General features: G+C 63.6%; 22 protein-coding genes. 8 read left to right on the top strand and 14 right to left on the bottom strand.

Annotation, left to right across the window (positions count from 1 at the left end):
• The first annotated feature begins 86 nt into the window (after positions 1 to 86).
• The gene (locus ABMC89_RS15540; protein ID WP_349569556.1) at positions 87 to 407 is read left to right on the top strand and encodes a hypothetical protein; all 321 of its coding nucleotides are present in this window, start codon (positions 87 to 89) and stop codon (positions 405 to 407) included.
• A gap of 63 nt (positions 408 to 470) precedes the next feature.
• On the opposite strand, the gene urtE is transcribed toward ABMC89_RS15540, so the two are convergent.
• From urtE to ABMC89_RS15480, 12 genes are all read right to left on the bottom strand, one after another.
• Positions 471 to 1,166 carry an urea ABC transporter ATP-binding subunit UrtE gene (gene urtE, locus ABMC89_RS15535; RefSeq protein ID WP_349569554.1) on the bottom strand — a complete coding sequence of 232 codons (696 nt, stop codon included), beginning with the start codon at positions 1,164 to 1,166 and terminating at the stop codon, positions 471 to 473.
• Positions 1,153 to 1,908: an urea ABC transporter ATP-binding protein UrtD gene (urtD, locus tag ABMC89_RS15530; protein ID WP_349569552.1), complete on the bottom strand. Its 756-nt coding sequence runs from the start codon at positions 1,906 to 1,908 to the stop codon at positions 1,153 to 1,155. Before urtD ends, urtE begins: the two co-directional genes overlap by 14 nt.
• Complete coding sequence (gene urtC, locus ABMC89_RS15525; RefSeq protein ID WP_349569550.1) at positions 1,905 to 3,089, bottom strand: urea ABC transporter permease subunit UrtC; 1,185 nt, start codon at positions 3,087 to 3,089, stop codon at positions 1,905 to 1,907. Before urtC ends, urtD begins: the two co-directional genes overlap by 4 nt.
• Before the next feature lie 3 nt (positions 3,090 to 3,092).
• On the bottom strand, positions 3,093 to 5,021 hold the full coding sequence (gene urtB, locus ABMC89_RS15520) for an urea ABC transporter permease subunit UrtB (RefSeq protein ID WP_349569547.1): 1,929 nt from the start codon (positions 5,019 to 5,021) through the stop codon (positions 3,093 to 3,095).
• A gap of 74 nt (positions 5,022 to 5,095) precedes the next feature.
• Entirely contained in the window at positions 5,096 to 6,382 is a 1,287-nt protein-coding gene (gene urtA / locus ABMC89_RS15515; protein ID WP_349569545.1) for an urea ABC transporter substrate-binding protein, read from the bottom strand.
• 335 nt (positions 6,383 to 6,717) lie between these two features.
• Positions 6,718 to 7,434, bottom strand: coding sequence for a GntR family transcriptional regulator (locus ABMC89_RS15510; RefSeq protein ID WP_349569543.1), 717 nt, complete (start codon positions 7,432 to 7,434; stop codon positions 6,718 to 6,720).
• Positions 7,431 to 8,720: a TRAP transporter large permease gene (locus ABMC89_RS15505; RefSeq protein ID WP_349569541.1), complete on the bottom strand. Its 1,290-nt coding sequence runs from the start codon at positions 8,718 to 8,720 to the stop codon at positions 7,431 to 7,433. Before ABMC89_RS15505 ends, ABMC89_RS15510 begins: the two co-directional genes overlap by 4 nt.
• The gene (locus ABMC89_RS15500; RefSeq protein WP_349569539.1) at positions 8,713 to 9,234 is read right to left on the bottom strand and encodes a TRAP transporter small permease subunit; all 522 of its coding nucleotides are present in this window, start codon (positions 9,232 to 9,234) and stop codon (positions 8,713 to 8,715) included. Before ABMC89_RS15500 ends, ABMC89_RS15505 begins: the two co-directional genes overlap by 8 nt.
• 51 nt (positions 9,235 to 9,285) lie before the next feature.
• Positions 9,286 to 10,272, bottom strand: a complete 987-nt coding sequence (locus ABMC89_RS15495; protein WP_349569537.1) for a TRAP transporter substrate-binding protein — start codon at positions 10,270 to 10,272, stop codon at positions 9,286 to 9,288.
• A 34-nt stretch (positions 10,273 to 10,306) separates the two neighbouring features.
• Positions 10,307 to 11,941 carry a hydantoinase B/oxoprolinase family protein gene (locus ABMC89_RS15490; protein WP_349569535.1) on the bottom strand — a complete coding sequence of 545 codons (1,635 nt, stop codon included), beginning with the start codon at positions 11,939 to 11,941 and terminating at the stop codon, positions 10,307 to 10,309.
• On the bottom strand, positions 11,938 to 14,001 hold the full coding sequence (locus ABMC89_RS15485; protein ID WP_349569533.1) for a hydantoinase/oxoprolinase family protein: 2,064 nt from the start codon (positions 13,999 to 14,001) through the stop codon (positions 11,938 to 11,940). Before ABMC89_RS15485 ends, ABMC89_RS15490 begins: the two co-directional genes overlap by 4 nt.
• 163 nt (positions 14,002 to 14,164) lie before the next feature.
• The gene (locus tag ABMC89_RS15480) at positions 14,165 to 15,109 is read right to left on the bottom strand and encodes a LysR family transcriptional regulator (RefSeq protein WP_349569531.1); all 945 of its coding nucleotides are present in this window, start codon (positions 15,107 to 15,109) and stop codon (positions 14,165 to 14,167) included.
• 95 nt (positions 15,110 to 15,204) lie between these two features.
• Here ABMC89_RS15480 and ABMC89_RS15475 point away from each other — a divergent pair, with 95 nt between their 5' ends.
• The 3 genes from ABMC89_RS15475 to ABMC89_RS15465 all read left to right on the top strand — a co-directional run bounded on the left by ABMC89_RS15475 (position 15,205) and on the right by ABMC89_RS15465 (position 19,039).
• Entirely contained in the window at positions 15,205 to 16,092 is an 888-nt protein-coding gene (locus tag ABMC89_RS15475; RefSeq protein ID WP_349569529.1) for an alpha/beta hydrolase, read from the top strand.
• A 65-nt stretch (positions 16,093 to 16,157) separates the two neighbouring features.
• Positions 16,158 to 17,111 (top strand): TAXI family TRAP transporter solute-binding subunit, encoded by a 954-nt coding sequence (locus tag ABMC89_RS15470; protein WP_349569527.1) that lies wholly within the window; start codon positions 16,158 to 16,160, stop codon positions 17,109 to 17,111.
• A 74-nt stretch (positions 17,112 to 17,185) separates the two neighbouring features.
• Positions 17,186 to 19,039, top strand: a complete 1,854-nt coding sequence (locus ABMC89_RS15465) for a TRAP transporter permease (protein ID WP_349569525.1) — start codon at positions 17,186 to 17,188, stop codon at positions 19,037 to 19,039.
• A 24-nt stretch (positions 19,040 to 19,063) separates the two neighbouring features.
• On the opposite strand, the gene ABMC89_RS15460 is transcribed toward ABMC89_RS15465, so the two are convergent.
• Together ABMC89_RS15460 and ABMC89_RS15455 are read right to left on the bottom strand one after the other, a co-directional pair.
• A complete protein-coding gene (locus ABMC89_RS15460; protein WP_349569523.1) occupies positions 19,064 to 20,062 on the bottom strand; it encodes an aldo/keto reductase in 999 nt (332 codons plus the stop codon).
• Positions 20,063 to 20,193: 131 nt separating this feature from the next.
• Positions 20,194 to 21,219 carry a LacI family DNA-binding transcriptional regulator gene (locus tag ABMC89_RS15455; RefSeq protein ID WP_349569521.1) on the bottom strand — a complete coding sequence of 342 codons (1,026 nt, stop codon included), beginning with the start codon at positions 21,217 to 21,219 and terminating at the stop codon, positions 20,194 to 20,196.
• 138 nt (positions 21,220 to 21,357) lie between these two features.
• Between ABMC89_RS15455 and ABMC89_RS15450 the strand changes: the two genes are divergently transcribed.
• The 4 genes from ABMC89_RS15450 to ABMC89_RS15435 all read left to right on the top strand — a co-directional run bounded on the left by ABMC89_RS15450 (position 21,358) and on the right by ABMC89_RS15435 (position 24,679).
• Positions 21,358 to 21,546 (top strand): hypothetical protein, encoded by a 189-nt coding sequence (locus ABMC89_RS15450; RefSeq protein ID WP_349569519.1) that lies wholly within the window; start codon positions 21,358 to 21,360, stop codon positions 21,544 to 21,546.
• A gap of 21 nt (positions 21,547 to 21,567) precedes the next feature.
• A complete protein-coding gene (locus ABMC89_RS15445; protein WP_349569517.1) occupies positions 21,568 to 22,716 on the top strand; it encodes a TRAP transporter substrate-binding protein in 1,149 nt (382 codons plus the stop codon).
• Between the two features lie 110 nt (positions 22,717 to 22,826).
• A complete protein-coding gene (locus tag ABMC89_RS15440) occupies positions 22,827 to 23,339 on the top strand; it encodes a TRAP transporter small permease (RefSeq protein WP_349569515.1) in 513 nt (170 codons plus the stop codon).
• An 11-nt stretch (positions 23,340 to 23,350) separates the two neighbouring features.
• Entirely contained in the window at positions 23,351 to 24,679 is a 1,329-nt protein-coding gene (locus ABMC89_RS15435; RefSeq protein WP_349569513.1) for a TRAP transporter large permease, read from the top strand.
• Positions 24,680 to 24,687: the final 8 nt, after the last annotated feature.

The following is a 24,687-nucleotide window of genomic DNA, read 5'->3' as shown; positions in this document are numbered from 1 at the left end:
GACGACGGGGTCCGGCGCGCCAGCTTGCACGAAGGAGGCCACAGGATGGCGAAGCACCCGCGCGATACAATCCCGGCGTGGCCCCGATGAGGGTCGCAGGGAAGTTTCTGCTTGCCAGTGCCGCGTTGCACATCCTTGGCGCCTTTCTGTCGGGGTGGAGCGACGTGGGCATTTTCCTGCTCTTTCCCGCCCTGCTTTACACCGCGTTCTATGTGGGGCTGCGGCGGGGTCTTGGGTGGGTCGCGTGGATCGCGCTGCTGTGCATGCTGGGCGGCATGGGCGGAACTCTTCTGGAACTGCTCGGAGTGTCGAGCGTGCCGGACTGGATCCTTTGGGGCATTCTCGCCGCGGACTTCGGCGCGGCGGTTTTCCTCGTCCGCGCGATTTCCGCCGGCCGCGCGTCCTGAGCTGACGACAACCCTGCGCCGCAGCGCGCCCCGCTGTCCGGTCGTGCCCCCAATGGCGCGGGTCTAAAGCGCCAGCGCGTCCAGCAGCGCGGCACGTTCCGCTTGCGCCTTGGGGATGGATTTCGTGATTTTCCCGCGCTGCATGATGTGGAAGTGATCGGCGTTCTGGTAGGCGAATTCGAAGTTCTGTTCGACCAGAACGATGGCCATATCCCCACGGCTGCGCAGCACGTCGATGGTGCGACCGATCATCTGGATGATATTGGGCTGGATGCCTTCCGTCGGCTCGTCCAGAAGCAGCACCTTGGGACGCGCAATCAACGCGCGGGCAATCGACAGCTGTTGCTGTTGCCCGCCGGACAGATCGCCACCACGGCGGGTTTTCATTTCGGCCAGCACCGGGAAGAGCTCAAAGATATCGTCGGGGATCCGGCGCTCGGATTTCGGCAGGCAGGCAAAGCCGGTTTCCAGATTTTCCTGCACCGTCATGACGGCGAATATCTCGCGTCCCTGCGGGACATAGCAGACACCGGCCTTGGCCGCGCGCGCCGCCTGACCCGGAGCAAGCGGGACACCGTCCAGCATCACCGAGCCTGCCGAAAACGGATGCCGCCCCGCAATCGCCTTGAGCAGGCTGGTCTTGCCCACCCCGTTCGTGCCGGTCACGCAGGTTACCTGTCCCACCGGCGCCGAGAGGGTGATATCGTGCAGGATCTGCGATTGCCCGTATTTGAGGTTCAGTCCTTCAATCTCCAGCATCGGTGCGCCCCAGATATACGTCGATCACTGTCTTGTTCCGCGTCACGTGGTCGAGCGATCCTTCGGCCAGAACCGATCCTTCGTGCAGCACGGTCACCCGGCATTCCAGCCGGCGCACGAATTCCATGTCGTGTTCGACCACGATCACCGCGCGGGTTTCGGCGGCCTTCTTCAGGATGTCGGTCGTGTGTTCCCGTTCTTGCGCGGTCATCCCCGCCGCGGGTTCGTCCACCAGCAGCAAACGCGGGCTCTGGGCCAGCAGCATCCCGATTTCCAGCCATTGTTTCTGACCGTGGCTCAGCTCTCCGGCCGGGCGGGCGAGATGTGCTGTCAGGTTGATGTCATCCGCGATCTTTTCAAGCCGCGCGGCCCCCGCGTCCGATTTGCGGTAGAACAGGACCGAAAATGGACCGCGCGGGTTCTTCAGCGCCATGGCGAGGTTTTCGCGCACGCTCTGACCCTCGAAAACGGTGGGTTTCTGGAACTTGCGCCCGATGCCCAGCGTCGCGATATCGCTTTCGGACATGCCGACAAGGGACCGGTTGTCCTCTCCGAACAGGATACTGCCTTCGTCGGGTCGGGTCTTGCCGGTGATGATGTCCATGAACGTCGTCTTGCCCGCGCCGTTGGGTCCGATCACCGCGCGCAGCTCGGGCTCTCCGATCTGGAGCGACAGGTTCTTGATCGCCTGAAACCCGTCGAAGGACTTGCAGACACCTGACATTTCCAGAAGCGACTTCATGACTTGCGCACCAGTTTGTCGAAAAGACCGCCGATGCCGTTCGGCGCATAGAGCGTGACCAGAACGAAGGTCAGCCCCAGAAGCACGAGCCACCAGTCGACCCACTGGATCGTGTAGACGCCAAGATCAATGTCAGGCGCACCGCCGCCGGTGAACCAGCTTGACAGCAGCGACACCATCGCCGCGCCGATCACCGCACCGTAAAGGCGGCCGCGCCCCCCGATGGCCACCCAGACGGCCAGATAGATCGACGCGATGGGCGCGATTTCGGCGGGATTGATGATGCCCGCCTGCGGATAATAGAGCGCGCCGGCGAGCCCCGCGACGATGGCGGTGAGCGTGAAAACGAAAAGCTTGTAGCTTTCCACATGGTATCCCAGAAACCGGACGCGGGATTCATCCTCGCGGATGGCCTGAATGATATTGCCCAGCTTGCTGTCCGTGACCCACGCAAACAAAAGATAGCCGAGCCCGAGCGCCACCGCCGAGGCAAGAAAGAACAGGATCGACACGATATCCTGCCCGCTATCGGCGAAACCGGGAATATTTTGCAGGCCGGACAGGCCGTTGTTCCCGCGCAGGCCACTGTCGTTCTGAAACAGATACAGCGACAGAGCGAGGGTCATCGCCTGTGTCAGGATCGACAGGTATACGCCGGTGACACGGCTGCGGAACGCCAGCCAGCCGAACACCAGCGCCAGCAAACCGGGCACCAGAACGGTAAACGCCAGCTGGATATAGAGGTTGTCCGCAAAGGCCCAGATCAGCGGAAATTCCGACGACCCCACGACCCCGAAGATCTGGCTGCCGATGGCGTCGGACACTTCCTGCGGGGTCGGCGGGATCACCAGTCCTGACAGGCTTTCGGTCACGATGATCTCCGTGCGCGCGTACATCAGCCACATGCCGATCGCGTATCCGCCGATCCCGAAAAAGGCGAAGTGGCCAAGGCTGAGAATGCCGCAATAGCCCCAGACCACGTCCATCGCGATGGCCACCAGACACAGGCACAGCGTCTTGCCCAATGTCTTGACGAAAGAGGTCGATACCAACCCGGTTCCCGCCGCTTCGGACAGGATCGTGACGATGGCCGTAAACAGCCCCAGAGCGGCCAGAAAATACAGCACCGACGGGTTGCGCGCGATGAAGGATTTGCGCGGAGTGGTTGAAGGTCGGGTCATGGATCAATCCGCCGCTGCGCGGCCTTTGGGGGCGACGATCCCCTTGGGCCGGAATTGGATGAACAGGATGATAAAAAGGATCATGTAGGTCTGCGCCGCCAGCGTGTTCGAAGGGTTCAGCCACTCGATCCCCTTCTGAAGGAACCCGATCAGCCCCGCCCCCGCGAGCGTGCCGAAGATCGAGCCGACACCGCCCACGACAACCGTCATGAAGCTTTGCACGATATAGCCCGCGCCCATTTCCGAGGTCACCTGCGCGTAAAGGCCGATGGCCACGCCCGCCACACCCGCGATCCCCGATCCCAGACCGAAGGTCATCATGTTGATGCGGTCGGGATTGATGCCCATGGAGGCGGCCATGCCACGGTTTTGCGTAACGGCGCGCACCTCAAGCCCCAGACGCGTGCGTTTGAGGATGAACAACAGAATGAACAGGAAGATCAGCGCTAGCACGAAAATTGCGATGCGGATATAGCTGATCTGGATCACGTCCGAGATCACCAGCGCCCCGCCCAGCCAATCGGGCGACGTGAGCGGACGGGCCTGCGTGCCGAAGATGTTCTTGGCGATCTGTTGCAGGGCAATCGAGATGCCGAAGGTCGCCAGCAGCGTTTCGAGTGGCCGGTGGTAGAGGTGCCGGATCAGGAGCCGCTCCAGCGCCACGCCCGCGCCGAAGGTCACGGCAAAGGCCAGCGGCAAGGCCACGATCAGCGACACCGTATAATCGGGAATGACCAGCTGGACGACATAGCCGGTGTAGGCGCCCATCATGATGAACTCGCCATGCGCCATATTAATCACGCCCATCTGGCCGAAGGTGATCGCAAGGCCGATGGCCGCGAGAAAATAGATCGACGCGAGCGACAGCCCATCGAGGGTGAGATCAAGCTTCTGCGCCCATCCCACGCGGGTTTCGACCGCGTCCAGCGTTTCGCGCGCCGCCGCTGTTACAGCCGCGTTATCCTCGGTGTAGGCCAGATAGAACACATGATCGGCGAGGGCCGCGTCGATGTCCGCCTGCGTCACGAAAGCCGGGGCACGCCCGTCTTCGACCAACGCGGCGTAGGCCTGCATGCGGGCGGCATCGGTGCCCAACTGGGCCACCGGAAAACCTGCCACGCGGCCTTCGACGACATTCTGTTCCAGCGCGGCGCGGATCGCGGCGGGGGTGACAACGGGGGGCGCCATGCCCGCGTCCACCAGTTCGCCGTAGTAGGACTGCGGCGCGGTCGCGGGGTCGATGATCTGCGCGATGTTCCCATCCGGTTCGCCCTTGGTGACACCCGCCTCGGTGGCGAGGATCTGGCTCAGGACAGCGCGCGCCTCAAGCGACGTGTCGGAGGACAGTGTTTCGATCGCCGCGATGCGGGTATCGGGCGTCTCCCCGAAACGGGCCGTGAGGAAAACCGCCAGCTGCTCCTTGCGGGCGCGGATCGACGGATCCGTTTCGCCCTCGATAGAGGCCAGAAGCGGTTCAAGCTGTTCTGCATCGCCGCGCCGCGCGATGCTTTCCAGCGCGGACAGCCTGCGGTCTGGATCAGGATCGCTGAGCTGGAACTGCACCAACGCCGTGCCGACCACCCGCCGTACACCGCCGTTGGGGCGGATTTGCGTGTAGCCACCGGCGGGCGCTTCGGTCTCGGCGCCGGTATCTACATCCCGCAAGATCAGCGTGTCGCCGTCTTCCGCCGCGATGAAGAAACTGCCCGTTTCGTTATCTTGCCAGACGTTGCGTTCCGACCACTGTTCGAGAAACGCGGGCACCTGCGGCAAGCCCGAGCTTACCAGATCATCGAGTGCGACACCGACGGAATTGCGCGAGGGATTGGCAATCTCGTCCGCGTGGGTCTGCAAGATCGACTGAAGGTCTTGCGCCTGCACTGCACTGACGGACAGCAGCAACCAGACCAGGCCGATGAGGACACGGAGCATTTATTCGACCTATCAAGAGAGGGAACGTCGGAAAGCTGTCCGGGGGGCGAGAGCACCCCCCGGACCCGGGATGCTTAGTAGTTCGAGGTCAGCTGCACGCAGGTCTTGGTTTCGGTGTTGTACATACCGCACCCGAGATCTTTCCAGTCCGACGTCAGCACGGCGGATTCCGGCAGGAAGTCCGTCCAGGCATCGCCCGGCACTTCGGAGGTCTGGCTGATGATATCGAACTGGCCATCGGCGCGGATCTCGCCGATCAGAACCGGCTTGGCCAGATGATGGTTGGGCAGCATGACCGCCGTTCCCCCGGTCAGGTTCGGAAATTCCTGCCCGTACATCGCGTCGCGCACGGCATCGACATCGGTCGTGCCCGCAGCCTCGACCGCGTTCACCCACATGTTGAACCCGATATAGTGGGCCTCCATCGGGTCGTTGGTCACACGGTCTTCACCGGCAAAAGCCTTCCAGGCCGCGACCCATTCGTCGTTGAGCTCGCTTTCCGCTGACTGGAAGTAGTTCCAGGCCGCCAGATGCCCGACAAGGTTGGAGGTATCCAGACCGGAGAGCTCTTCCTCGCCCACCGAAAAGGCGACCACGGGAATATCATCCGCCGAAATCCCCGCCGACGCGAGTTCCTTATAAAAGCCGATGTTGGCATCGCCGTTGATCGTCGAAATCACGCCCACCTGGCTGCCGTCGGCACCCAGTTCGACCACATCCGAAACGATGGTCGACCAGTCGGAATGTCCGAAGGGGGTATAGTTGACGAAGATATCCTCCTCCGCGATGCCCTTGTCCATCAGGTACTGCTGAAGGATGTTGTTGGTCGTGCGCGGATAGACATAGTCCGTCCCGAGCAGCGCGAATTTCTCGACGCCCAGCTCTTCGAGGAAATAATCGGTCGCGGGGATCGCCTGCTGGTTGGGTGCCGCACCGGTGTAGAAGACGTTCTTGGAGCTTTCCTCGCCTTCGTATTGGACCGGGTAGAACATCAGCCCGTTAAGCTCTTCGAGAACCGGCAGGGCGGATTTGCGCGACACGGATGTCCACGAGCCAAAGATCACGTCGACCTCGGACACGGTCAGAAGCTCGCGCGCCTTTTCGGCAAAGAGCGGCCAGTCGGAAGCGGGATCGACGATGACAGCCTCGATCTGGCAGCCAAGCAGACCGCCCTTTTCGTTTTGCTGCTGGATCAGCAGTTCCATCGTGTCTTTCAGCGTCGTCTCGGAAATCGCCATGGTTCCTGAAAGCGAGTGCAGGACACCTACCTTGATCGGGTCGGCACATTCGGCGGTGGCAGCGGAGCCTGCGAACAAAAGCGCAGCGGTCGCGGATAATGTAGATTTGGTGGAAAGTTTCATTAAGGCATCCCCATAATGCGTGCGGAAAGCCGGCGCTGCCTTGACGATGAACCGCCAAGCGCCAATCTTGTCCACACAGCGTTTGCTGTAGCTGCGGACGGGGTGGATCCTGCAAGATTGTCCCGTTCGCGGCGCTTCTGGTCGAAGCAGTTGTACGGTCAATCGTGTCGGCCAGCCGGACAAGTCTCTTGCCGGAGGAATGGAGGGGGTCTGTGCAATCCTGCACAGTTTCTGTGCAGCGTCTCGGATCGGGCCCCTATATTTAGGCACAATTCGAATGGGTTTCTCTGCAATTGCTGCCCGGACGGGATTTCGCCCACCCCGCTAGGGCTGCGCTAGTCGATCCTCACGTCGGTCTGCAACTGGAACCTGTCGGGATCGAATGTGGCGACGGAAATCTCCATCAGCGTGCCCTCGCGGTCATAGATCTGCGCCACGATCCGCAAGGCCGGCGCGCCTGCCTCCAGCCCGATGACCTCGGCCTCGGGCGCGGGGCAACGCACCGCCTGCGCCGATTGGCTGACCCGCCCCACATCAAGGCCAAAGCGCTCCTCGATGATGCGAAAGACCGACGGCTCGCTGTCCTTAAGCACATGTTCGATCCCGGCAAAGCGTGCGGGCACGTAGATTTGCGTGCAGTTGAACGGCGTGGCCTCGCCCGGCAGCGTGCGCGTGCCGCTGATTTGCAGCCAATGTCCCGTCTCGCTGTGATAGCCTTCCAGATACACGACCTCTTCGGTGGGAACCGTGGCCGTTCCCGTCAGGACCAGATCCGTGTCGCGCCCGAGGCTCAGCAATTCGTGCAGACCCGTCGTGCGCATGTTGAACTGCGATTTGGGCCGGTCCGCGATGATCGTCGTTCCCGCGCGCTTTTTGCGTTCAAGCACGCCGAGACGCTCCAGTTCGCCAAACGCCTGCCGGAGCGTCGACCGGCTGACCCCCAGTTCGGCGGCGTAATCCGCTTCCGGCGGCAGCTTCTGGCCCACCCGCAACGCGCCCTTCTGTATCTTCGTCAGGATATCTTCGGACAGTTGTTGATGCAGCGGCGTCATTGCAGGGTCCTCGGCAGCCAGAGCGCGAGATCGGGAAATACCGCGAGCAGCAGGGCAAAGCCAAGCAGAATGCCGAAGAACGGCAAGGCCGCGCGGGCGATGGTGCCGATGCTTTCGCCGGTCTGGGACTGGATCACGAAGAGGTTGAAGCCAATGGGCGGGGTGATCTGGCTGATCTCGACGGCGACCACAACGAAGATGCCGAACCAGATCGGATCGAACCCCGCCGCCGTGATCAGCGGCAGGGTGATCGGCAAGGTCATCACGATGATCGAGGTGCCGTCCAGAAACATCCCCAGCAGCGCGTAGAACACCAGCAGCACCACGATCAGCGCCATCGGCGACAGGCCGAAACCCGCGATCTGCCCGGCAATCGCCTTGGGGATGCCCAGAAAGCCGAAGGCGGAATTCAACAGCGCGGCGCCAACGATGATCAGCCCGATCATCGCCGATGTACGCACCGCGCGACGCCCTGCGGACACCATGGCGCGCCAGCTGAACCGCCCCATCAACACAGAGATGATGACGGCACCCAGCACCCCCAGCGCGGCAAGTTCGCTGACACTGGCAAACCCCAGATAGAGTGCCCCCATGATCGTGCCGATCAGGGCCGCGATGGGGCCGATATCGCGCACCCCGCGCATCAGGTCGCGGGCGGTGGCGCGGTCGGCGGGGGGCTGGGTGCCCGTGACCACCTGATGACCGGCAATATAGAGCATGTAGCAGGCGGCGAGTGTAAGACCGGGAATGACGCCCGCGATAAACAGCTCCAGAATGGATTGCTCTGCCACCACACCGTAGATGATCATGATGATCGACGGCGGGATCAGAAACCCCAGCGTCCCCGCACCGGCCAGCGATCCCATCGCCAGCCGACGGTCGTAGCCGCGTGCCTGCAGCTCCGGCAGGCTGACGTTGCCGACGATGGCAGTTGTCGCCGCCGACGATCCAGACACCGCCGCGAAGAGGGTGGAGCCCACGACATTGACGTGCAGCAGACCGCCGGGCAGCCGACCGACCCACGGCGCCAGCCCCGAGAACAGAGACCGGCCCAGACCCGCGCTGACCAGAACCTCGCTCATCAGGATAAACAGCGGCAGCGACAACAGCGGTGACGGGATCAGCGATCCCCAGATCACCCCGCTGCTGAAGATGTCCATCGGGATATTGGGCTTGAAGATCGACAGCAGCAGATAGCCCGTCGCGAAAAGCGACAGGCCGATCCAGACGGAACCGGCCAGCAGGGCCACGAACAACAGGCTGGCGACAAGACCGATCTCAAACATCCAGCTGCTCCGCGTCGGCGCCGCGCCATTCATGGGTCCGCCCCGTGGCCCGCCGGATCATCCGCGCCAGAAGGTCGAGCCACAGCTGCGCAAACCCCCAAAGCACCAGTGCCTGCGGAATCCAGAGCGGCGTCTTCGAGACCGAAGTGGCCAGTGTGTTACGCTCGAAGGAGGTGGCGGTTTTGGTCCACATCGCGTGGACAATGGCCGCGACGATCACAAGCGCCACAAGGTTGGCCAGCAGATCGACCGCCCGTGTCAGCGGCGCGGGCAGTTTTTCGGTGACAAGCGTGATGCGCACATGCACCGCAGTGCGGATCGCCGGCCCCGCCGCCAGCGCAAAGACCGCAGCCATGGCATATTGGCTGTACTCCCATGTGAACGAGAAACTGCTGGCCTGCGCGCGGGCGACGACTTCGGTCAGCATCAGGACGCAATAGCCGAAGATCAGCGCCACGGCGGCGGTTTCAGCAAGGCGGGAAAGCCGGTCTATGAGGGTCAGAAAACGGGTCATGGGAACCGCGGCGGGCAAGACGGGCACATGGCCCGCCCTGCCCCTGCCCGCTTACTTGCCCGCTTTTTCCGCGTAGGCTTCGACGACGGCCTGCGCTTCGGGAACGTTCACGAAGAAATCCGCCCACATCGCCTTGCCCGCTTCGGCCATCTTCGCTGTCAGCGTCTCATCGGCGGTCGAGATCGTCATGCCGTTTTCAACCAGAACGGCCGTCTGCGTTTCGTCTTCGGCGGCGGAAGCGGCCCAGAAATCAGCCTCCATATCATCCGCAAGCGCTTCGATGACCGCACGTTCCTCTTCGGTCAGCGCGTTCCACGCGTCGAGGTTCACGGTCACCGCATCGGGCGACATGGACCAGTTGAGCGGATTGAAATGGTCGGTGAACTGGTAGAGCTTGGAATTCGCGCCCGTCGAGGTCGATGTGGCCGCCCCGTCGACCGTGCCGGCGGCGACCGCCGTTGCCAGTTCCTCGAACGGCAGCTCAACAGGGGCCGCGCCCATTTTTTCGAGGAAGGTAAAGGAGGTCGCGTTGAAGGCGCGGATACGCTGGCCGGCCATGTCATCGGCGCTGACAATGGCATTCTTGGTGTAGACGCCCGGCGACGGCCACGGCACATAGTAAAGGACCTTCTGGTTGCGACGCTCGAAAATCTCGTCGTAGGTCGGACCGGCCACCTCCAGCCAGATCTTCATCTCGTCCTGCCCCTGAATGAGGTAGGGCAGCGTGTCGACGCCCAGAAAAGGCTCCTCGCCCGCTTGCAGGAACAGCAGCATGTCCGCCATCTGGACGATGCCGGTTTCGACCGCTGTGAGCTTTTCGGTGATCTTCACACCGGTCTCGCCGGACAGGTGCACGGTGATATCGACCGATCCTTCGGTTGCGTCGCGCACCGCGTCGGCAAAGGCGATCGCGCTTTCGGCGTGGAAATTGTTTGCGCCCCATGCGGTCGTCATGTCCCATTTGGTTTCGGCAAAGGCCGCCGGAGCGGTCAGCGCCAGTGCGGCGGTCGCACCGAGAATACGTGTGATGATTGTCATTGGTTGTTCCTCCTGTTGGGGGGTGATCGTCTTGTCATTTCTTCTTGTAGAGTGTTCGGGCGGCATCCTCGGACACCAGCCCATCGGTCAAATCCCGTTGCAGGGCATTTGCGTCCCGCGCGGCGGGGGATCCAAATCCGCCACCACCGGGGGTTTGCAGGATAACGTATTCCCCTGCCGGAATCCTGTACATGCCCTTGTCGGTCACGCGTGTCCCGTCGCTGAGCGACACCTTGCCGTTAGCACCGCGCTGACCGCCCATGCGGCCTTCGGGGCCGGTTGTCAGCCGCTCGAAGGCGGCGGCGGACATGAACATGTCCTCGCCCAGCCGCGACCCGATTTCGATGCGCTGGCCCAGACCGCCGCGAAACTTGCCCGCGCCGCCGCTGTCGGTGATGAATTCCTTGCTGTGGTAGATCACCGGCGCTGCGACCTCTGCCGCCTCGACAGGTACCGATCCCACGCCCGAGGGAAATGCCGTGGTCGACAGACCGTCGGTTGCGGGCCGCGCGCCCATTCCGCCCAGTGCCACGTTCAGCGACGAGAACGCGGTCTTGCCCGCGCCCGACAAGGACAGCGTCCAGAGCGCTCCGGCGCTTTCGGCAAGCACCTCGCCCGGCAGGGCCTGCTCAAGACAGCCCAGCATCAGGTCGGGCAAAGCCTGACCGATGACGTGGCGCGCCGATACCGGGCTGGGGCGTTGCGCGCTGACCACCAGTCCCGGATCGGCGGTGATGGTGATCGCTTCGAGAGAGGCCTGATTGTTTGGGATCTCCGGCGTCAGCAGGGCACGAATGCCGAAAGACGCATAGGCCGCGCTGTAATTCAGCGGGCAGTTGATCCCGCGATCCACCGCCGGCGAAGACCCCGAAAGATCGACGGCGATTGTGCCGTCCGCCACGGTCATCCGCGCCTTCAGCTCGATCGGCGCGTCGTAGCCGTCAAGAAACATGGTGTTCTCATAGACCCCTTCCGGCGCACGCCTGAGCGCCTTGCGCGTCCCCCTGGCCGAGCTTGAAAAGATGAAATCGGCGGCCGAGACGAGATCGCGCAGATCGTATTCCGCCATCAGGTCGAGCAGCCGCGCCACGCCGGTGTCGTTGCACGACAACAGCGACAGGATATCCCCGCGCGCCTCGTGCGGAACGCGCGAATTGGCGGTCACGATGGACAGCAGATCCTCGTTCAACTGGCGCCCGCGACGCAGATGCAGCACCGGAAAGGTTACCCCTTCCTCGAAGACCGAACCGGCCTCTGCCGACCAGCCGCGCCCGCCGATGTCGACGATATGACTGGTCGAAGCGAGAAAGCCCACGATCCGCCCGTCCTGAAACGCGGGCGTGACGACGACAAAGTCAAAGACATGGCCCGCCCCCATCCACGGGTCGTTCGTCACCAGCGCGTCGCCGGGTTTCAGGCTGTGCGCGGGTACATGCGCCAGCATCGCGCGCACGGACGCGGCCATTGTGTTCACATGCCCCGGCGTGCCGGTCACGGCCTGCGCCAGCATGTCGCCGCGTGCGTCGAACACCCCTGCCGACAGATCGCCCGCCTCGCGGACAATGGCACCGAAAGCCGCCCGCATCAGCGCGTTGGCCTGTTCCTCACAGACCGAGATGAGCCTGTTCCAGAGAACGTTCTGCGCGACGATATCCAGCCCACCGGTCATGGCTGCGACCTCTCGAGCATCAGATGGCCTTCGCGGCTGGCGCGAACCGTCCAGCCCGGGCGGACAAGCGTCGTCGTCTGGTCCTCGGTCACCACCATGGGGCCGGTCGCGGCATCGGCGCCCAGCGCGGTGCGCCCGGCCACGCGGTAGGCAATGCGCACGCCTTCGGCAAGGTCATAGACAGTGCGGTCCGCCTGCACCTCTTGCGTCTGCGCGGGGGCCCATGCGGAGGTGGCGGCCTCGCGCCTCTCGCGGGCGGTGACGCTGACGGACACGAGCTCCACCGGGATGTCTTTCAGGGTGAACCCGACAAGCGCGTTGTAGCGGTCGATGAATTCCGCCTCCAGCGCAGGCAGGTCGAGCGTAGCGCCCTCTTCGGCACTTTGTTCAATGACGATGTCCATGCCCTGCCCCTGATAGCGCATCTCGACCTTCACGAAGGCCGTTACCCTGTCTTCCGGCACCGCTTCGGCCACGATGGCGCGCACGTGGGAAAGCTGTTCGGCAATGCGACCGGATAATGCGGCCACATCGACATTGGCCAGCACCTCCATCACCGAAATGGCGCTTTCGAAAGCAACCGGCGAGCGCAGGAAGCCCACCGCAGACCCGACACCCGCATTCTGCGGCACGATGATCCGGCGGATGCCGAGCTTCTCGGCGATGCGCGCGGCGTGCAGCGCGCCGCCGCCGCCGGTCACCAGCAGATCGAAGGCCGCGATATCGTGACCCAGCTCGATCCCATGGACCCGCGCCGCATTGGCCATCGTTTCGTCCGCAAGCTCGACGATGCCCGCCGCGGCGGTGTCCACATCGCCGAGGCCCATCGGCACCTGAACATGGGTTTCGATCGCCGCCGGCGCGTTTTCGGGTGCCAGAGAAATCATGCCGCCCGCAAATCCGGCGGGGTCTATGTTGCCAACCGTCAGGTGGGCGTCGGTGATCGTCGCATCGGTGCCGCCGCGTCCGTAGGCCGCCGGTCCGGGATCGGATCCCGCACTGCGCGGCCCGACCCTGAGCCGCCCCAGCGTATCGACGCCCGCGATGGATCCGCCGCCCGCGCCGATTTCGACCAGCTCGACCGTGGGCACCCGCACGGGCAGTCCGCTGCCCTTGGTGTCACGCCACGCGCGGGCGACTTCGAACCGGCGGGTGGTTTGGGGATGGCCGTCGCGGATAAAGCAGATCTTCGCAGTCGTGCCACCGATATCGAGCGACAGGGTGCGCTGCGATCCGACCTCACGCGCCACATGGGCTGCCAGCGCCACGCCGCCCGCAGGACCGCTTTCCACCAGCCGTATCGGGAACCGCATCGCCTGATCAAGCGTGGTCAGACCGCCGCCCGACAGCATCATCAGGAATGATCCGTCAAAACCACGCGAGTGCAGTTCGTCCTGCAAGGCACCAAGATACTTCGACATCAGCGGACGCACATAGGCGTTCGCGCAGACGGTCGAGAACCGCTCATATTCGCGGATTTCACAGGCGACATCGGCGCTCTGACAGATGGTGACCCCCTCGCCCAGCGCGTTGCGGAGGCGTTCGGCCACGTAAACCTCGTGCGCGGGATTGCGGTAGGAATGCAGGAACCCGATCGCAACGGCCTCTACCCCCGCCGCTGCGATGCGCGCGGCCAGCGCGTCGATCTCGGCGTCGTCTGGCGCGCGCAATACCGATCCGTCCGCCAGTATCCTTTCGTGAAGCCCCAGCCGCAGTGGCCGCTCCACCAGCGAAACCGGCATTTCGATGTTCAGATCATACTGTTCGAACCGCTTTTCGTAGCGCATGTCCAGCACATCACGGAAACCGGCGGTGGTGACGAAGGCGGTTTTGGCCCCGCGTCGTTCGATCAGCGCATTGGTGGCGAGCGTCGTGCCGTGGATCACCGCCGCGATGTCGGCGTAGCCCCGCCCGAGGCCGGCGAGCAGCCGGTCCACACCCTCCAGCGCGCCACGGTCGGGCGCCTCCGGCGTGGTCAGGACCTTGACGGTTTCCAGACCGGTCTGCGTTTCGGCCACGACATCCGTAAAGGTGCCGCCGATATCGATTGAAATCCTCATCGCCCAAATTAGTACGAACTTATTTATTCAAGTCAACATATTTGACTCCGCACAGCTCGAGCGCCTTGATGAAACCACGCCATGTAGAAGTGGCGACGCCCGGGCGGGGCGTCTTGAGCCTGCCAGTGGCTTTGAGGTGTTGGCTCCAGATCAGGCGCGGGCGTCACGCAGACGGCGGGTGCACCGCGCCTTCGGCACCGGCGATCACCGCGCGGGCCTGCTTTTCGAAGGCCGAGAGCAACAGGCGGGTGGCGGGCAGAAGGCTGCGCTGGCTGCGGCGCGCCAGCAGGATATCCCGCCGCCAGTGTGCCTGCCGCAGCGGGATCGGCAGGATCAGCCCATTGCGTTCCTCGAGCGAGAAGATGACCCGTGACATCATGGTCAGATAATCGTCCTGCGATACGATCGTTTTCAGCGTGTGGACCGAGTTGGTCGCGACATGGGGTGTGGGCGGCTCCAGCCCCTGACTGCGGAACATGTTGTTGAACCCGATCCAGATCGCATTGCCCTTGCGCGGCAGGATCCAGCGGTAGGCGGCAAGATCCGCAAAACTCAGCGCGGGATGCGAAAACACGGGATGGTCGGGGCGCGCGGCGACGCAGACTTCCTCGCTTCCGATAGGCGTTGTGACGACACCGTCCTGAATGTCGGACTGGACCTGCCCGATCACCGCGAAATCGACGCGGCCATTGGCCACCGCGTCGAGCATCTGGTTGCCCGCCCCTTCGACGATCTGGACCTGCACATCCGGCGCGACCTCGAACACGTCGCACAGCGCCTGCCGCAACAGGCTGGAAATCGCACTGGGCACAATACCCACCCGCACGAACCCCGTGGCGGTCCCGTTCAACATGCGGATCTCTTCGGTGAGGCGGGCCGTCTCGAATTCCATCAGTTCGGCGTGCTGCAAGACCAGACGCCCGAACTCGGTCAGCGCCATCCCGCCGGGATGCCTGTCGAACAGCCGCGCCTGCAAGGTCGCCTCCAGCCGTTTGAGCGAGCGGCTGAGCGCGGGTTGCGTCATGCCGACGGCCTGCGCGGCGGCGTTGATCGTCCCGGATCGGGCGATGGCAAGAAAGGCGCGAAGTTCACGGTGATTTAGCTGCATTACAAATTGTTATACCAGCGCCACCGATTTGCAATGGCCGAAAGCCCCCTCGGTGGTGTCTGCTGGGCGAGGAAACAGGAGACGTTCAACAGAATATGAGATCCGAACCGGCACCCGAAAAGGTTTACCTCGACTATACGCAGGCCGAGCTTGACCGTGCCTATACCCAAACGGAATGGGCGGATAACATCGGCCCGATCCTCAAGGGCTGGGACACGCGCGGGGCGCACAGCCGGACGGCACGCTACCGCTACGCCGAACATGCCTACGGCAAATCCGCCGACGAGCGGATCGATCTCTTCGACGCGCCGGGGCCATCCGTGCATTTCCATGTCCACGGCGGGGCGTGGCAGCGGCAGTCAAAGGAAGCTTGCAGTTTCATCGCGCCGGCCATGCACGCCATCGACATGCCCCTTGCGGTGCCCGAATTCGGACGGCTGCCGGAGACGCGGATGCCCGATGTCTTCGGCCAGATCGCGCGGGCGCTGGTCTGGACCTACCGCACGTTGGTGGAAAACGGCACGGCGCGTGACATCGTGGTATCGGGCCATTCATCCGGGGCGCATATGGCGGCGCTGCTGGCGTCGCATGACTTCGGAGACGCGCTGCCCCCGGATGCCCTGCGCGCCGTTCTGTGCATCAGCGGATCCTACGACCTTCATCCCGTGATGCTCAGCGCGCGGCGAAGCTATATCGACCTTGACGCGCAGGAGGTACGGGATCTCAGCCCCATTCGAAGGATTGCCGAAACCCGCGTGCCGGTGCACCTTTTCTATGGCTCGGAGGAGTCGCCGGAATTTCGCCGCCAGTCGGAAGCCTACGGCGCAGCGCTGGCGCATGCGGGCAAGCTGACCGTCTGCCGGCAAGTCGCCGGGCGCAACCATTTCGAGATCGCCGATGACCTTGGCACACCCGACAGCACGGTCGGCGCATACGCCTGCAAGCTGCTGACCGAACCGCACAGGCGCGACCCCGACCGCTGAAACGGAGAAGAAGAGAACGGAAGACCGCAACCACAGGACACCTCAGGAAAAAGGAAGACCACGATATGAAACATCTGATCGCCGCCGCCGCACTGGCGCTGACCTCGACCACCGCCATCGCGCAGGACGGGCCTGTCGCCATCGGCACCCTGCCGCAGGGATCGCTGGGATACTCCATCGCCGCAGGCATCGCACAGGTCGCCACCGAGAATACCCAGACCGAAGTCCGCGCGGTCGGTCAGGGCGGATCGTCCGTCTATATCCCCGCGCTGAACCAGGGAGCGATTGATTTCGCTACATCCAACGCGTTCGAAGCGGTCTTTGCGACGCAGGGCAGCGGCAATTTCGAAGGCTCCGCCAATCCCGAAGTCAGGGTCGCCGCGATGTTGCAGCCCTTCGAGGTGGGGATCATGGTGGCCGCCGACAGTGACATCAACTCTCTCGAGGATCTCAGGGGCCAACCGTTTCCCGTAGGCTACGTGCGCCAGCGGCTGGTGGGCGTGATGCAGGAAGCGGTGCTGGAAGCGGCGGGCGTCGCCCCCGATGATCTGGACGGCGTGCCTGTACCCAATTTCGTTGAAGGCGCCAAGCTGCTGGCGCAGGGCTCTGTGGCGGGCGTTATGCTTGCCCCCGGATCGGGCGTCGTCAAGCAGACCATGAGCCAGCGGCCCGTGCGTTTCATCACCGTGATCGAGGGCGAAGAAGCGGCCGCTGCCGTCGCGGCCAGCCTGCCGGGATCCTACGTCGGGCGGGTCGAACCGTCGGACCGGCTGCCCGAGATCACCGAACCTGTCGACCTGATCGGCTATCAGTATACGCTGCTGACCCACGCGGGTGCCGACGAGGATATGGTCTATGAGCTGGTAAAGGCCCTGCACGCCAACAAGGAGGCGCTGATCGAGACGCACGGGTCCTTCCGCCGCTTCGATCCGGCGGCCATGAGCACTCAGGTCGAGGGGGCGACATTCCACCCCGGTGCCATCCGTTTCTACCGCGAGGCCGGCATCTGGTCCGAATAACGCCTCTTCGCCTCCCCCGCCCCGACGCGCATCGCGTCGCGTGGCGGGGGCGCTAATCCCGAATGGAGTTTCGCGTGACCAGCACCCAGACCCAGCAAACGCCCACCTCCGACCGAGAGCAGGCCCGATCCGGCGCGGGTCTGCGCGGTTCCCTGTCGCGCGCTCTGGGGCTGATCCTGATTGTCCTTGCGGGCGCGTGGGCGCTGGGTCTGCACCGCGAACTCAGGCTCGCCGTCTATACCGAACAGTTTCTGGCAGCGGTTCTGGCCTGCGCTGCCGCGCATGTCTTCCTCGCCCGGCCCTGGGGGCGGTTCGGCCGTTTCGGGGATGCGGTCGATTTCGGCCTCGCGGCAGTGGCCATCGTGGGTGGTGCATGGCTGGCATGGGCCTATCCGGACCTGTCGCTGGCTGCGGCGATCAACCCCTCCACCGCCCTGCCTGTCGCGCTGGCGCTGCTGGCGACGGTGATGCTGGCGCTGGTGCGGGCGGCAGGCTGGCCGATCACCATCGTCGTGCTTGCATTCGGGGCCTACGGGCTGTGGGGCGCCGCGTTGCCGGGACGGTTTCAGGCGTTGCCGGTCGCCCCGGAACGGCTGGCCGCGCAGCTGGCGCTTGATACGGGCGGGATGCTGGGCACGCCCTTGAAAATCGCCGCGACAATCGTGGTGATTTTTGTGGCTTTCGGCCGCCTGCTCGAGCATCTGGGCGGCGCGAAATTCTTTACCGATCTCGCAACCGCGTCGATGGGTGGGTTTCGCGGCGGATCGGCAAAGATTGCACTGGTGGCTTCGGCGCTCTTCGGGTCGATCTCGGGCAGTGCGGTGTCGAATGTGGCGACGACGGGCGTGATCTCGATCCCGCTGATGCGCCGGGCAGGGTTCAAGCCCAGCGCCGCGGGCGGGATAGAGGCGATGGCCTCGACCGGCGGCCAGCTGACCCCGCCGGTGATGGGGGCCGCCGCGTTCCTGATGGCTGAATTCCTTGATATCTCCTACGGCGACGTGGTGATGGCCGCCCTGCTGCCCGCGCTGCTGTTCTATTTCGCGCTGTTCCTTCAGGTCGATCTGGTCGCCGGTCGCGACGGCATCCGCGGCGTGGAAAGATCGAACCGCCCCGACGCCGGTCCGGTGTTGCGCGCCGGATGGGCCTATGCGCTGCCGTTTGTCGCGCTGATCTGGGGGCTTTTCGCGCTGAACTGGCAACCCGATACTGCCGGTCTGGCTGCCTGCGGCGTCCTGCTGCTGGTCGCAGTTTTCATACGCCCTGCCCGCGCGGGGCTCTGGCCGAACCGCTTGGCCGGTGCTCTGGCGGGCGCAGGCGATGCCTTGGCACAGATCCTTGTGATCACCGCAGCCGCGGGCATCGTGATCGGTGTTCTGAATGAAACCGGCCTCGGCTTCGGGCTGACCACATACCTTGTCGGCTTTGCATCGGATCAGGTGCTGTTGCTGCTGGTCCTTGCCGCCGCGATCTCGATCGTGCTGGGCATGGGAATGCCCACGGTTGCGGTCTATGTCCTGCTGGCCGCTCTGGTTGCGCCCGCAATCGTTCGGCTGGGCGTCGATCCGACAGGCGCGCATCTCTTCGTGCTCTATTTCGGAATGCTCAGCATGGTGACGCCGCCCGTCGCCATCGCCGCCTTCGCGGCAGCATCGCTGGCAGGATCCGGTCCGATTGCAACGGCGCTGGCGGCGATGCGTTTCGGCTGGCCCGCTTTCGTATTGCCCTTTGCCTTCGCCTATAACCCCGCGCTGATCCTCAAGGGAAGCGCGGGGGCAATCGCGGTTGCCGTCGTCTTCGCGGTGCTTGCGATCCTCTTGATCACCTCCGCGATGACCGGATGGTTCATGCGGCCCCTGCGCCTGTGGGAACGCGCCCTCGGTGTGGTGGCGGGCGCAGCACTGCTGCTCTGGCCGATCTTTCTCTAGACGCAGCGCCGCCGCGCAATCTGCCTAGCAATAGCGCTCGGGCCCGATCCACTGGGCCTCGGAGTATCTGTCCCCATGCGCCCAGCCGACCGGCAGGACCGCTTCGATGCGCGCGAGGTCCGCTTCCGTGAGCGTCAGCCCGGCACCGTCCGCACATTCGCGAAAATGCGTGACAGACCGCGAGCCCGGTATCGGGATCACGTGATCGCCGCGCGACAAAAGCCACGCAATCGACAGCGCCGCGGCAGAGGTGCCCATCTCCGCCGCCAAGGCCCGGAACCCATCCGTAATCGCGAGGTTTTCTGCCAGATTAGGCTCCATGAAGCGCGGGTTCTGCGCAAGGAACGGCAGATCGGGGATGCGCCCGGGCGGGATCGGATTGTCGGTCAGCAGCGACCGGCCCACCGGCGAAAAGGCAATCATCGCAACGCCAAGCTCCGCGCAGGTCTGGACCAGCCCCAGATCGGGAAAGCGGGTGGACAGCGAATATTCGGACTGGACCGCCGCGACCGGATAGGCGGTCATCGCGCGGCGCAGGGTGCTGGGGGCGATTTCGGACAGACCGATGGCACGGGTCTTGCCCTTTTCGACCAGACGGCCGAGGTTCGCCGCCGTTTCCTCCGGTGTCAGGCGCGGATCGCGGCGGTGGGCGTAAAAGAGATCGACGCAATCCACCCCGAGCCGTTTCAGCGACGCATCGAGTTCCGCCTCCAGATGCTCTGCGGTGTTGTCGAAAAACCTGTTGCCGTCGGCGTCGCGGGTGATCGTGGCCTTGGTCGCGATGACGAATTCGTCGCGCGCGCCGGGGTGCGCGGCAAGATAGCTGCCGATGGCCTTCTCGGATTTGCCCATCCCGTAGACATTCGCGGTGTCCAGATGCGTCACCCCGAGGTCGCGGCAGGCATCGAGGATCGCGTGGCTTTCTTCGGTGTTTGTTGGCCCGTACATGTCGGAGAACGACATCGCGCCATATCCGACCGCCCCGACTTCGGGCCCGTCACGTCCAAGTCGACGTTTGTGCATCTGTCGCCTCTTCCTGCCTGTCGCTGCTATCTATCGTGCGCCGATGATAGCAATGGATGCGGCGCAGGTAAAACCGGCAACTGGCGCGGGCCTTTCAGAAATGCGCTGCTCCGCAAGGGGTTGGAACAGCCCTAGGCCGAAGGGGGCGGGCCGAGCGAGTCGCGCATGCGCAGGGAGCTTTCGAGCGCGCGGGACACGCCCACGCTCTTTCCCTCGACCATCGCGATCAGTTCTTCCGCGGCGATCCGGCCCATTTCGCGGTGGGGCACGTGAACCGTCGTCAGCTTGGGGCGGGCGATGCGCGCGATCTCGATATCGTCGAAGCCGGTGATCGACACATCCTGCGGCACGCGCAGCCCCATTTCATGCGCGCGCTGCAACGCCCCCACCGCCAGAACATCGTTGCCACACATGACAACGCTGGGGCGCGGTGTTTCCTGCATCAACCGCGCAAAGGCCTCTGCCCCGCTTTCAATCTCGTAGGGGGTTTCGATCCGGTGCAGATCGTCAGGGTCCAGCCCCGCCGCTCTCAGCGCATCGGTTATGCCCAGCAGACGCCCCGCCGCGCGATCGTTTCCCGCAATGACCCCCGAGATCATCGCGATGTGGCGGTGCCCCAGCTCCAGCACTTTTGCTGCCAGCGCATACATCGACGCGCGGTTGTCGAACCCGATGGCGGGTTGGGGTTTCTCCGCAGACAGCGCCCAAGACACCAGCGTCGGAACGCCGCGCCGCTCCAGATAGGAGTAGATATCTGCGCCGCGCTCGTATCCGATCAGCAGCAGACCGTCCGCGCCACGCGCCACCAGCGCCTTGATCTGCTCGGCCTCCACGTCGGGGCGGTAGGACGAGCTGCTCACCAGCAGCGTATAGCCCCTGTCGTGAAGCGCTTCCTGAAAGGCCTGCAGACCGCGGGCGAAAATCGCGTTGTCCATCGTCGGGATGATCGCACCGATGGTAAACGTGCGTTTTGCCGCCATCACGCGGGCGCCGAAGTTGGGGGTATATCCCAGATCCTCGACCGCGTTCATCACCTTCTCGCGGGACTTTTGCGAGACGCTGTCGGTGCTGTTGAGGCACCGCGAAACCGTCGCGGTAGAGACGCCTGCGGCGCGTGCCACATCTTCGAGCGTGGGTATCTGGCGTGGCGAAGACATTCCGTTTCGGCCCCGATTGCAATAATTCCAATACTTTAATTCGGAAATTTCAAAAGTGCATGGGGAAAATCAGTGTCCTTGCGCGAATCAAATGTAAGCGCTTACAGTTGACGTAGGATCAGCTATGGAAAGCGCCGCATGTTTCTTGCCGCATCGATCATTGTATTCGTCATCTACTTTTCGAATGTGGCCCTTGGCGCATTTGCGGGGGCCGCATTCCTTGGGGATGTGGGTGAGATGCTGGTCCTTCTCGCCGCGTCGATCTTGTTCGTCGTGGCGATACTGAAAAAAGAGGCCGACCGAAAAAACAAGAAAGGCGGCCGTTAGATCCAAACGGGAGGAAAACGGATGGACAAGGATCGCAAGGAACTTGCGTCGGCGGAGCGCCGGAATTTTCTGAAACTGACGGCCACAGGCGGTTTCACCGCGGCGATGGTTGCGGGCGCGTCCGGCGTTCTGTGGTCGTCCGAAGCCGCAGCACAGACCGCGAATGAAGAACGCGACCGCGAGAAAGCGGCAGAGCATGTCATGACGGTGGCAACGGCCTATGTGCTGGGGGCCTCGCGCAGCTACCCGATCATGCAGCTGGACCTGAAGGAAAACATCCAGAACGCCACCAACGGCAAGGTATATGTGAAACTCGCCCCCGGCGGGCAACTGGGCTCCGGCGGCAATCTGGTGCAAAAAGTCCAGGGCGGCACGATCCAGGCCGCGCAGCATTCGCTGTCGAACTTCGCGCCCTTCGCCTCCACCGTGGACCTGATCAACATGCCGTATCTTTGCGGCTCGAACCAGCGGTTCACCAACCTCGTGAACTCGGAGTTCTGGAACACAGAAGTGCACCCGAAAGTCGAGGCCGCAGGGTTCAAGGCGCTGTTCTACGTCAACATCGATCCGCGCGTCGTCGCGGTCCGCAAGGGCGGCGCCGGCGCCGTCCTCAGCCCCTCGGACCTCAGCGGTGTGAAATTCCGCGTGCCGGGCTCCAAGATGCTCCAGCAGTATTACCGGATGGTCGGCGCCAACCCGACGCCGGTCGCATGGGGCGAGACTCCTTCAGCGATCAAACAGGGGGTTGCGGATGCACTCGATCCGTCCGTCGGCGCGCTCTATGTGTTCGGCTTCAAGGACATCCTGAGCCACGTCACCTTCACGCAGGCGGTTCCGGACAGTCAGGTCTATTCGTGCAACCTCGAATGGTTCAACTCGATGCCAGCCGACGTACAAGAGGGCATCATGTGGGGGTCCGAGATGACAGCCCACCAGAACCTAGCCAAGGTCCCCTCGGCCCGCGCCTACGCCATGGCCGAATTGTCCAAGGCGGGGGTCGAATTCCACACCCTGAGCGACGACCAGCTTGCCGAATGGCAGGATGCGGGCGGCTACCAGCGCCCCGAATGGGACGAGTTCAAGACAGAGCTTGCCGGTTCGATGGACGCCTTCGCCAAGATGGAAGAAGCCGCAGGAACCCAAGGCAAGTATTTCGTTCACGACGCCTGATGCGTCTGCGGGGGACGCGGCACACCTGCGGCGTCCCCTCCCCGGACGACATGCTTTCGTGCATCGCTTTGAGGCGCTGCATCCGCTGATCTCATTGGGTGGAAGGAAATATGGATCTATTGCGCCGCATCGACCAGAACGCCGAACGCTGGCTGCTTCTGACATTCTACGTGATGCTCGTCATCACCATGGCGATCGAAGTGATCCGCCGCGAGCTTTTCTCCTATTCCTCGATCTGGGGGGAAGAGATCGTGCGCTATTCGTTCATCTACCTTGCGTGGATCGGGGCCGCCGCCGCCATCCGCGAACGCGCGCATATCCGCATCGACGTGATCATGCATTACCTGCCTCCCCGGCCCAAGGCGCTGCTGTATATCTTCGGGGATCTGGTGATGTTCTTCGTCGCTGTCATCGCGCTCTACTGGTCGTATGAGGCGGTTCATGTCTCGGCCAAGTTCGGGTCGGTCACGGACGGGCTGCGGATTTCCAAAGTCTGGTTCCTGATGGCTGTGCCCGCGGGCTTTACCCTTATCATCTGGCGCTTGTTGCAATCCTTGTTGCGCGACCTCCACGCCCTTCGGACGGGAAAACCCGTGTACGAAGGCGACACGCTGTTCGATTGAGGAGCTGACGGATGCTTTGGAACCAACTCAATCAGACAGTCGAGCTGGGCTGGGATTTCTATCTGCCGGTGATCATGTTCGTGGCGCTGATCGCACTTGCCGTGCCGGTCTGGGCCGCCATCGGGGTCGGCGCGATCACCATGCTCTACATGTCGGGCGATCTGCCGCTGTCGCTGGTGGGCGAAAGCCTGTTCTCGGGCATCGACGCCTTCGCACTGACGGCTGTGCCGCTTTTCATCCTGACCGGTGACGTTCTGGTGCGCACCGGGCTCAGCCGCAAGTTTCTGGACGTGGCCGAGGCATTGACCTGTTTTACCAAGGGCGGCTTCGGATCGGCCACGGTGCTGGTCTGCGGCATGTTCGCGGCGATCTCGGGGTCGGACGCGGCAGGGGCGGCCGCCGTGGGGCGCATGACCATCGCGCGGCTGGTGGAATCGGGTTATCCACGGCCCTACGCCTGCGCGCTTGTGGCGGCGGGGGCCTGTACCGGCATCCTGATCCCGCCGTCGATCGCCTATATCATCATCGGTCTGGTGTTGGGCATCTCCGCCTCGACCCTGTTTCTGGCGGCCCTTATTCCCGGCCTTGCCATCCTGCTGGCGATCCTGATCACCAACCTGATCGTCAACCGCATCTACGCCTACGAGGGCGGCGGGCAGATGACGTTTGGCGAATGGGCGGCGAACCTCGGCAAGTCTCTGAAATCGGGGTGGTACGCCTTTATCGTGCCCGGCATCATCTTCTACGGGATCTTCTCGGGCCGTCTGACCCCGACCGAGGCCGGCGCCACGGCTGTCGTCGTGACCATCGCCATGGGCTTTATCCTGCGCACCCTGTCACTGGCCGATTTTCCCGCGATGCTGCTGAGCTCGGCCAAGGTGAACGGGGTGATCCTGCCGATCATCGCCTTTTCTGCCCCGCTGGCCGAGGCGCTGGCGATCATGGGTGTGCCGCAGGGCTTCGTGACCTCGGTCACCGGCCTTACGGACGAACCGTGGCTGCTGATCCTGCTGATGATCGGCATTTTGATCGCGGCGGGCTGCGTGATGGAAACCACGCCCAACATCGTGATCCTTGCCCCGATCCTGAAACCGCTCGCCGACAACATCGGCATGAACGAGATCCAGTTCTGCATCATGATGATCACCGCACTGGGGGTCGGGTTCATCACGCCGCCCCTCGGCCTCAACCTCTTCGTGGTCTCGGGGATCACCGGAGAGTCCATCCTGAAGATCGCAGCCCGCGCCGTGCCGTTCGTCTTGTGCATGTTCGTCGTCGTGCTGCTGATTGCCTACGTTCCCGCAGTGTCGACCACGCTGCTCCCGGATATCTACAAATAGGGTTCACA

Source organism: Sulfitobacter sp. HNIBRBA3233, from assembly GCF_040149665.1.
GTDB classification, from domain to species: Bacteria; Pseudomonadota; Alphaproteobacteria; order Rhodobacterales; family Rhodobacteraceae; genus Sulfitobacter; species Sulfitobacter marinivivus.
This window is presented reverse-complemented; position numbering and strand designations above follow the sequence as displayed.

Coding starts and splice junctions, on each gene's coding strand:
- ABMC89_RS15540 (WP_349569556.1), top strand. CDS start 87: ATGAGGGTCGCAGGGAAGTTTCTGCTTGCCAGTGCCGCGTTGCACATC.
- urtE (WP_349569554.1), bottom strand. CDS start 1,166: ATGCTGGAGATTGAAGGACTGAACCTCAAATACGGGCAATCGCAGATC.
- urtD (WP_349569552.1), bottom strand. CDS start 1,908: ATGAAGTCGCTTCTGGAAATGTCAGGTGTCTGCAAGTCCTTCGACGGG.
- urtC (WP_349569550.1), bottom strand. CDS start 3,089: ATGACCCGACCTTCAACCACTCCGCGCAAATCCTTCATCGCGCGCAAC.
- urtB (WP_349569547.1), bottom strand. CDS start 5,021: ATGCTCCGTGTCCTCATCGGCCTGGTCTGGTTGCTGCTGTCCGTCAGT.
- urtA (WP_349569545.1), bottom strand. CDS start 6,382: ATGAAACTTTCCACCAAATCTACATTATCCGCGACCGCTGCGCTTTTG.
- ABMC89_RS15510 (WP_349569543.1), bottom strand. CDS start 7,434: ATGACGCCGCTGCATCAACAACTGTCCGAAGATATCCTGACGAAGATA.
- ABMC89_RS15505 (WP_349569541.1), bottom strand. CDS start 8,720: ATGTTTGAGATCGGTCTTGTCGCCAGCCTGTTGTTCGTGGCCCTGCTG.
- ABMC89_RS15500 (WP_349569539.1), bottom strand. CDS start 9,234: ATGACCCGTTTTCTGACCCTCATAGACCGGCTTTCCCGCCTTGCTGAA.
- ABMC89_RS15495 (WP_349569537.1), bottom strand. CDS start 10,272: ATGACAATCATCACACGTATTCTCGGTGCGACCGCCGCACTGGCGCTG.
- ABMC89_RS15490 (WP_349569535.1), bottom strand. CDS start 11,941: ATGACCGGTGGGCTGGATATCGTCGCGCAGAACGTTCTCTGGAACAGG.
- ABMC89_RS15485 (WP_349569533.1), bottom strand. CDS start 14,001: ATGAGGATTTCAATCGATATCGGCGGCACCTTTACGGATGTCGTGGCC.
- ABMC89_RS15480 (WP_349569531.1), bottom strand. CDS start 15,109: ATGCAGCTAAATCACCGTGAACTTCGCGCCTTTCTTGCCATCGCCCGA.
- ABMC89_RS15475 (WP_349569529.1), top strand. CDS start 15,205: ATGAGATCCGAACCGGCACCCGAAAAGGTTTACCTCGACTATACGCAG.
- ABMC89_RS15470 (WP_349569527.1), top strand. CDS start 16,158: ATGAAACATCTGATCGCCGCCGCCGCACTGGCGCTGACCTCGACCACC.
- ABMC89_RS15460 (WP_349569523.1), bottom strand. CDS start 20,062: ATGCACAAACGTCGACTTGGACGTGACGGGCCCGAAGTCGGGGCGGTC.
- ABMC89_RS15455 (WP_349569521.1), bottom strand. CDS start 21,219: ATGTCTTCGCCACGCCAGATACCCACGCTCGAAGATGTGGCACGCGCC.
- ABMC89_RS15450 (WP_349569519.1), top strand. CDS start 21,358: ATGTTTCTTGCCGCATCGATCATTGTATTCGTCATCTACTTTTCGAAT.
- ABMC89_RS15445 (WP_349569517.1), top strand. CDS start 21,568: ATGGACAAGGATCGCAAGGAACTTGCGTCGGCGGAGCGCCGGAATTTT.
- ABMC89_RS15440 (WP_349569515.1), top strand. CDS start 22,827: ATGGATCTATTGCGCCGCATCGACCAGAACGCCGAACGCTGGCTGCTT.
- ABMC89_RS15435 (WP_349569513.1), top strand. CDS start 23,351: ATGCTTTGGAACCAACTCAATCAGACAGTCGAGCTGGGCTGGGATTTC.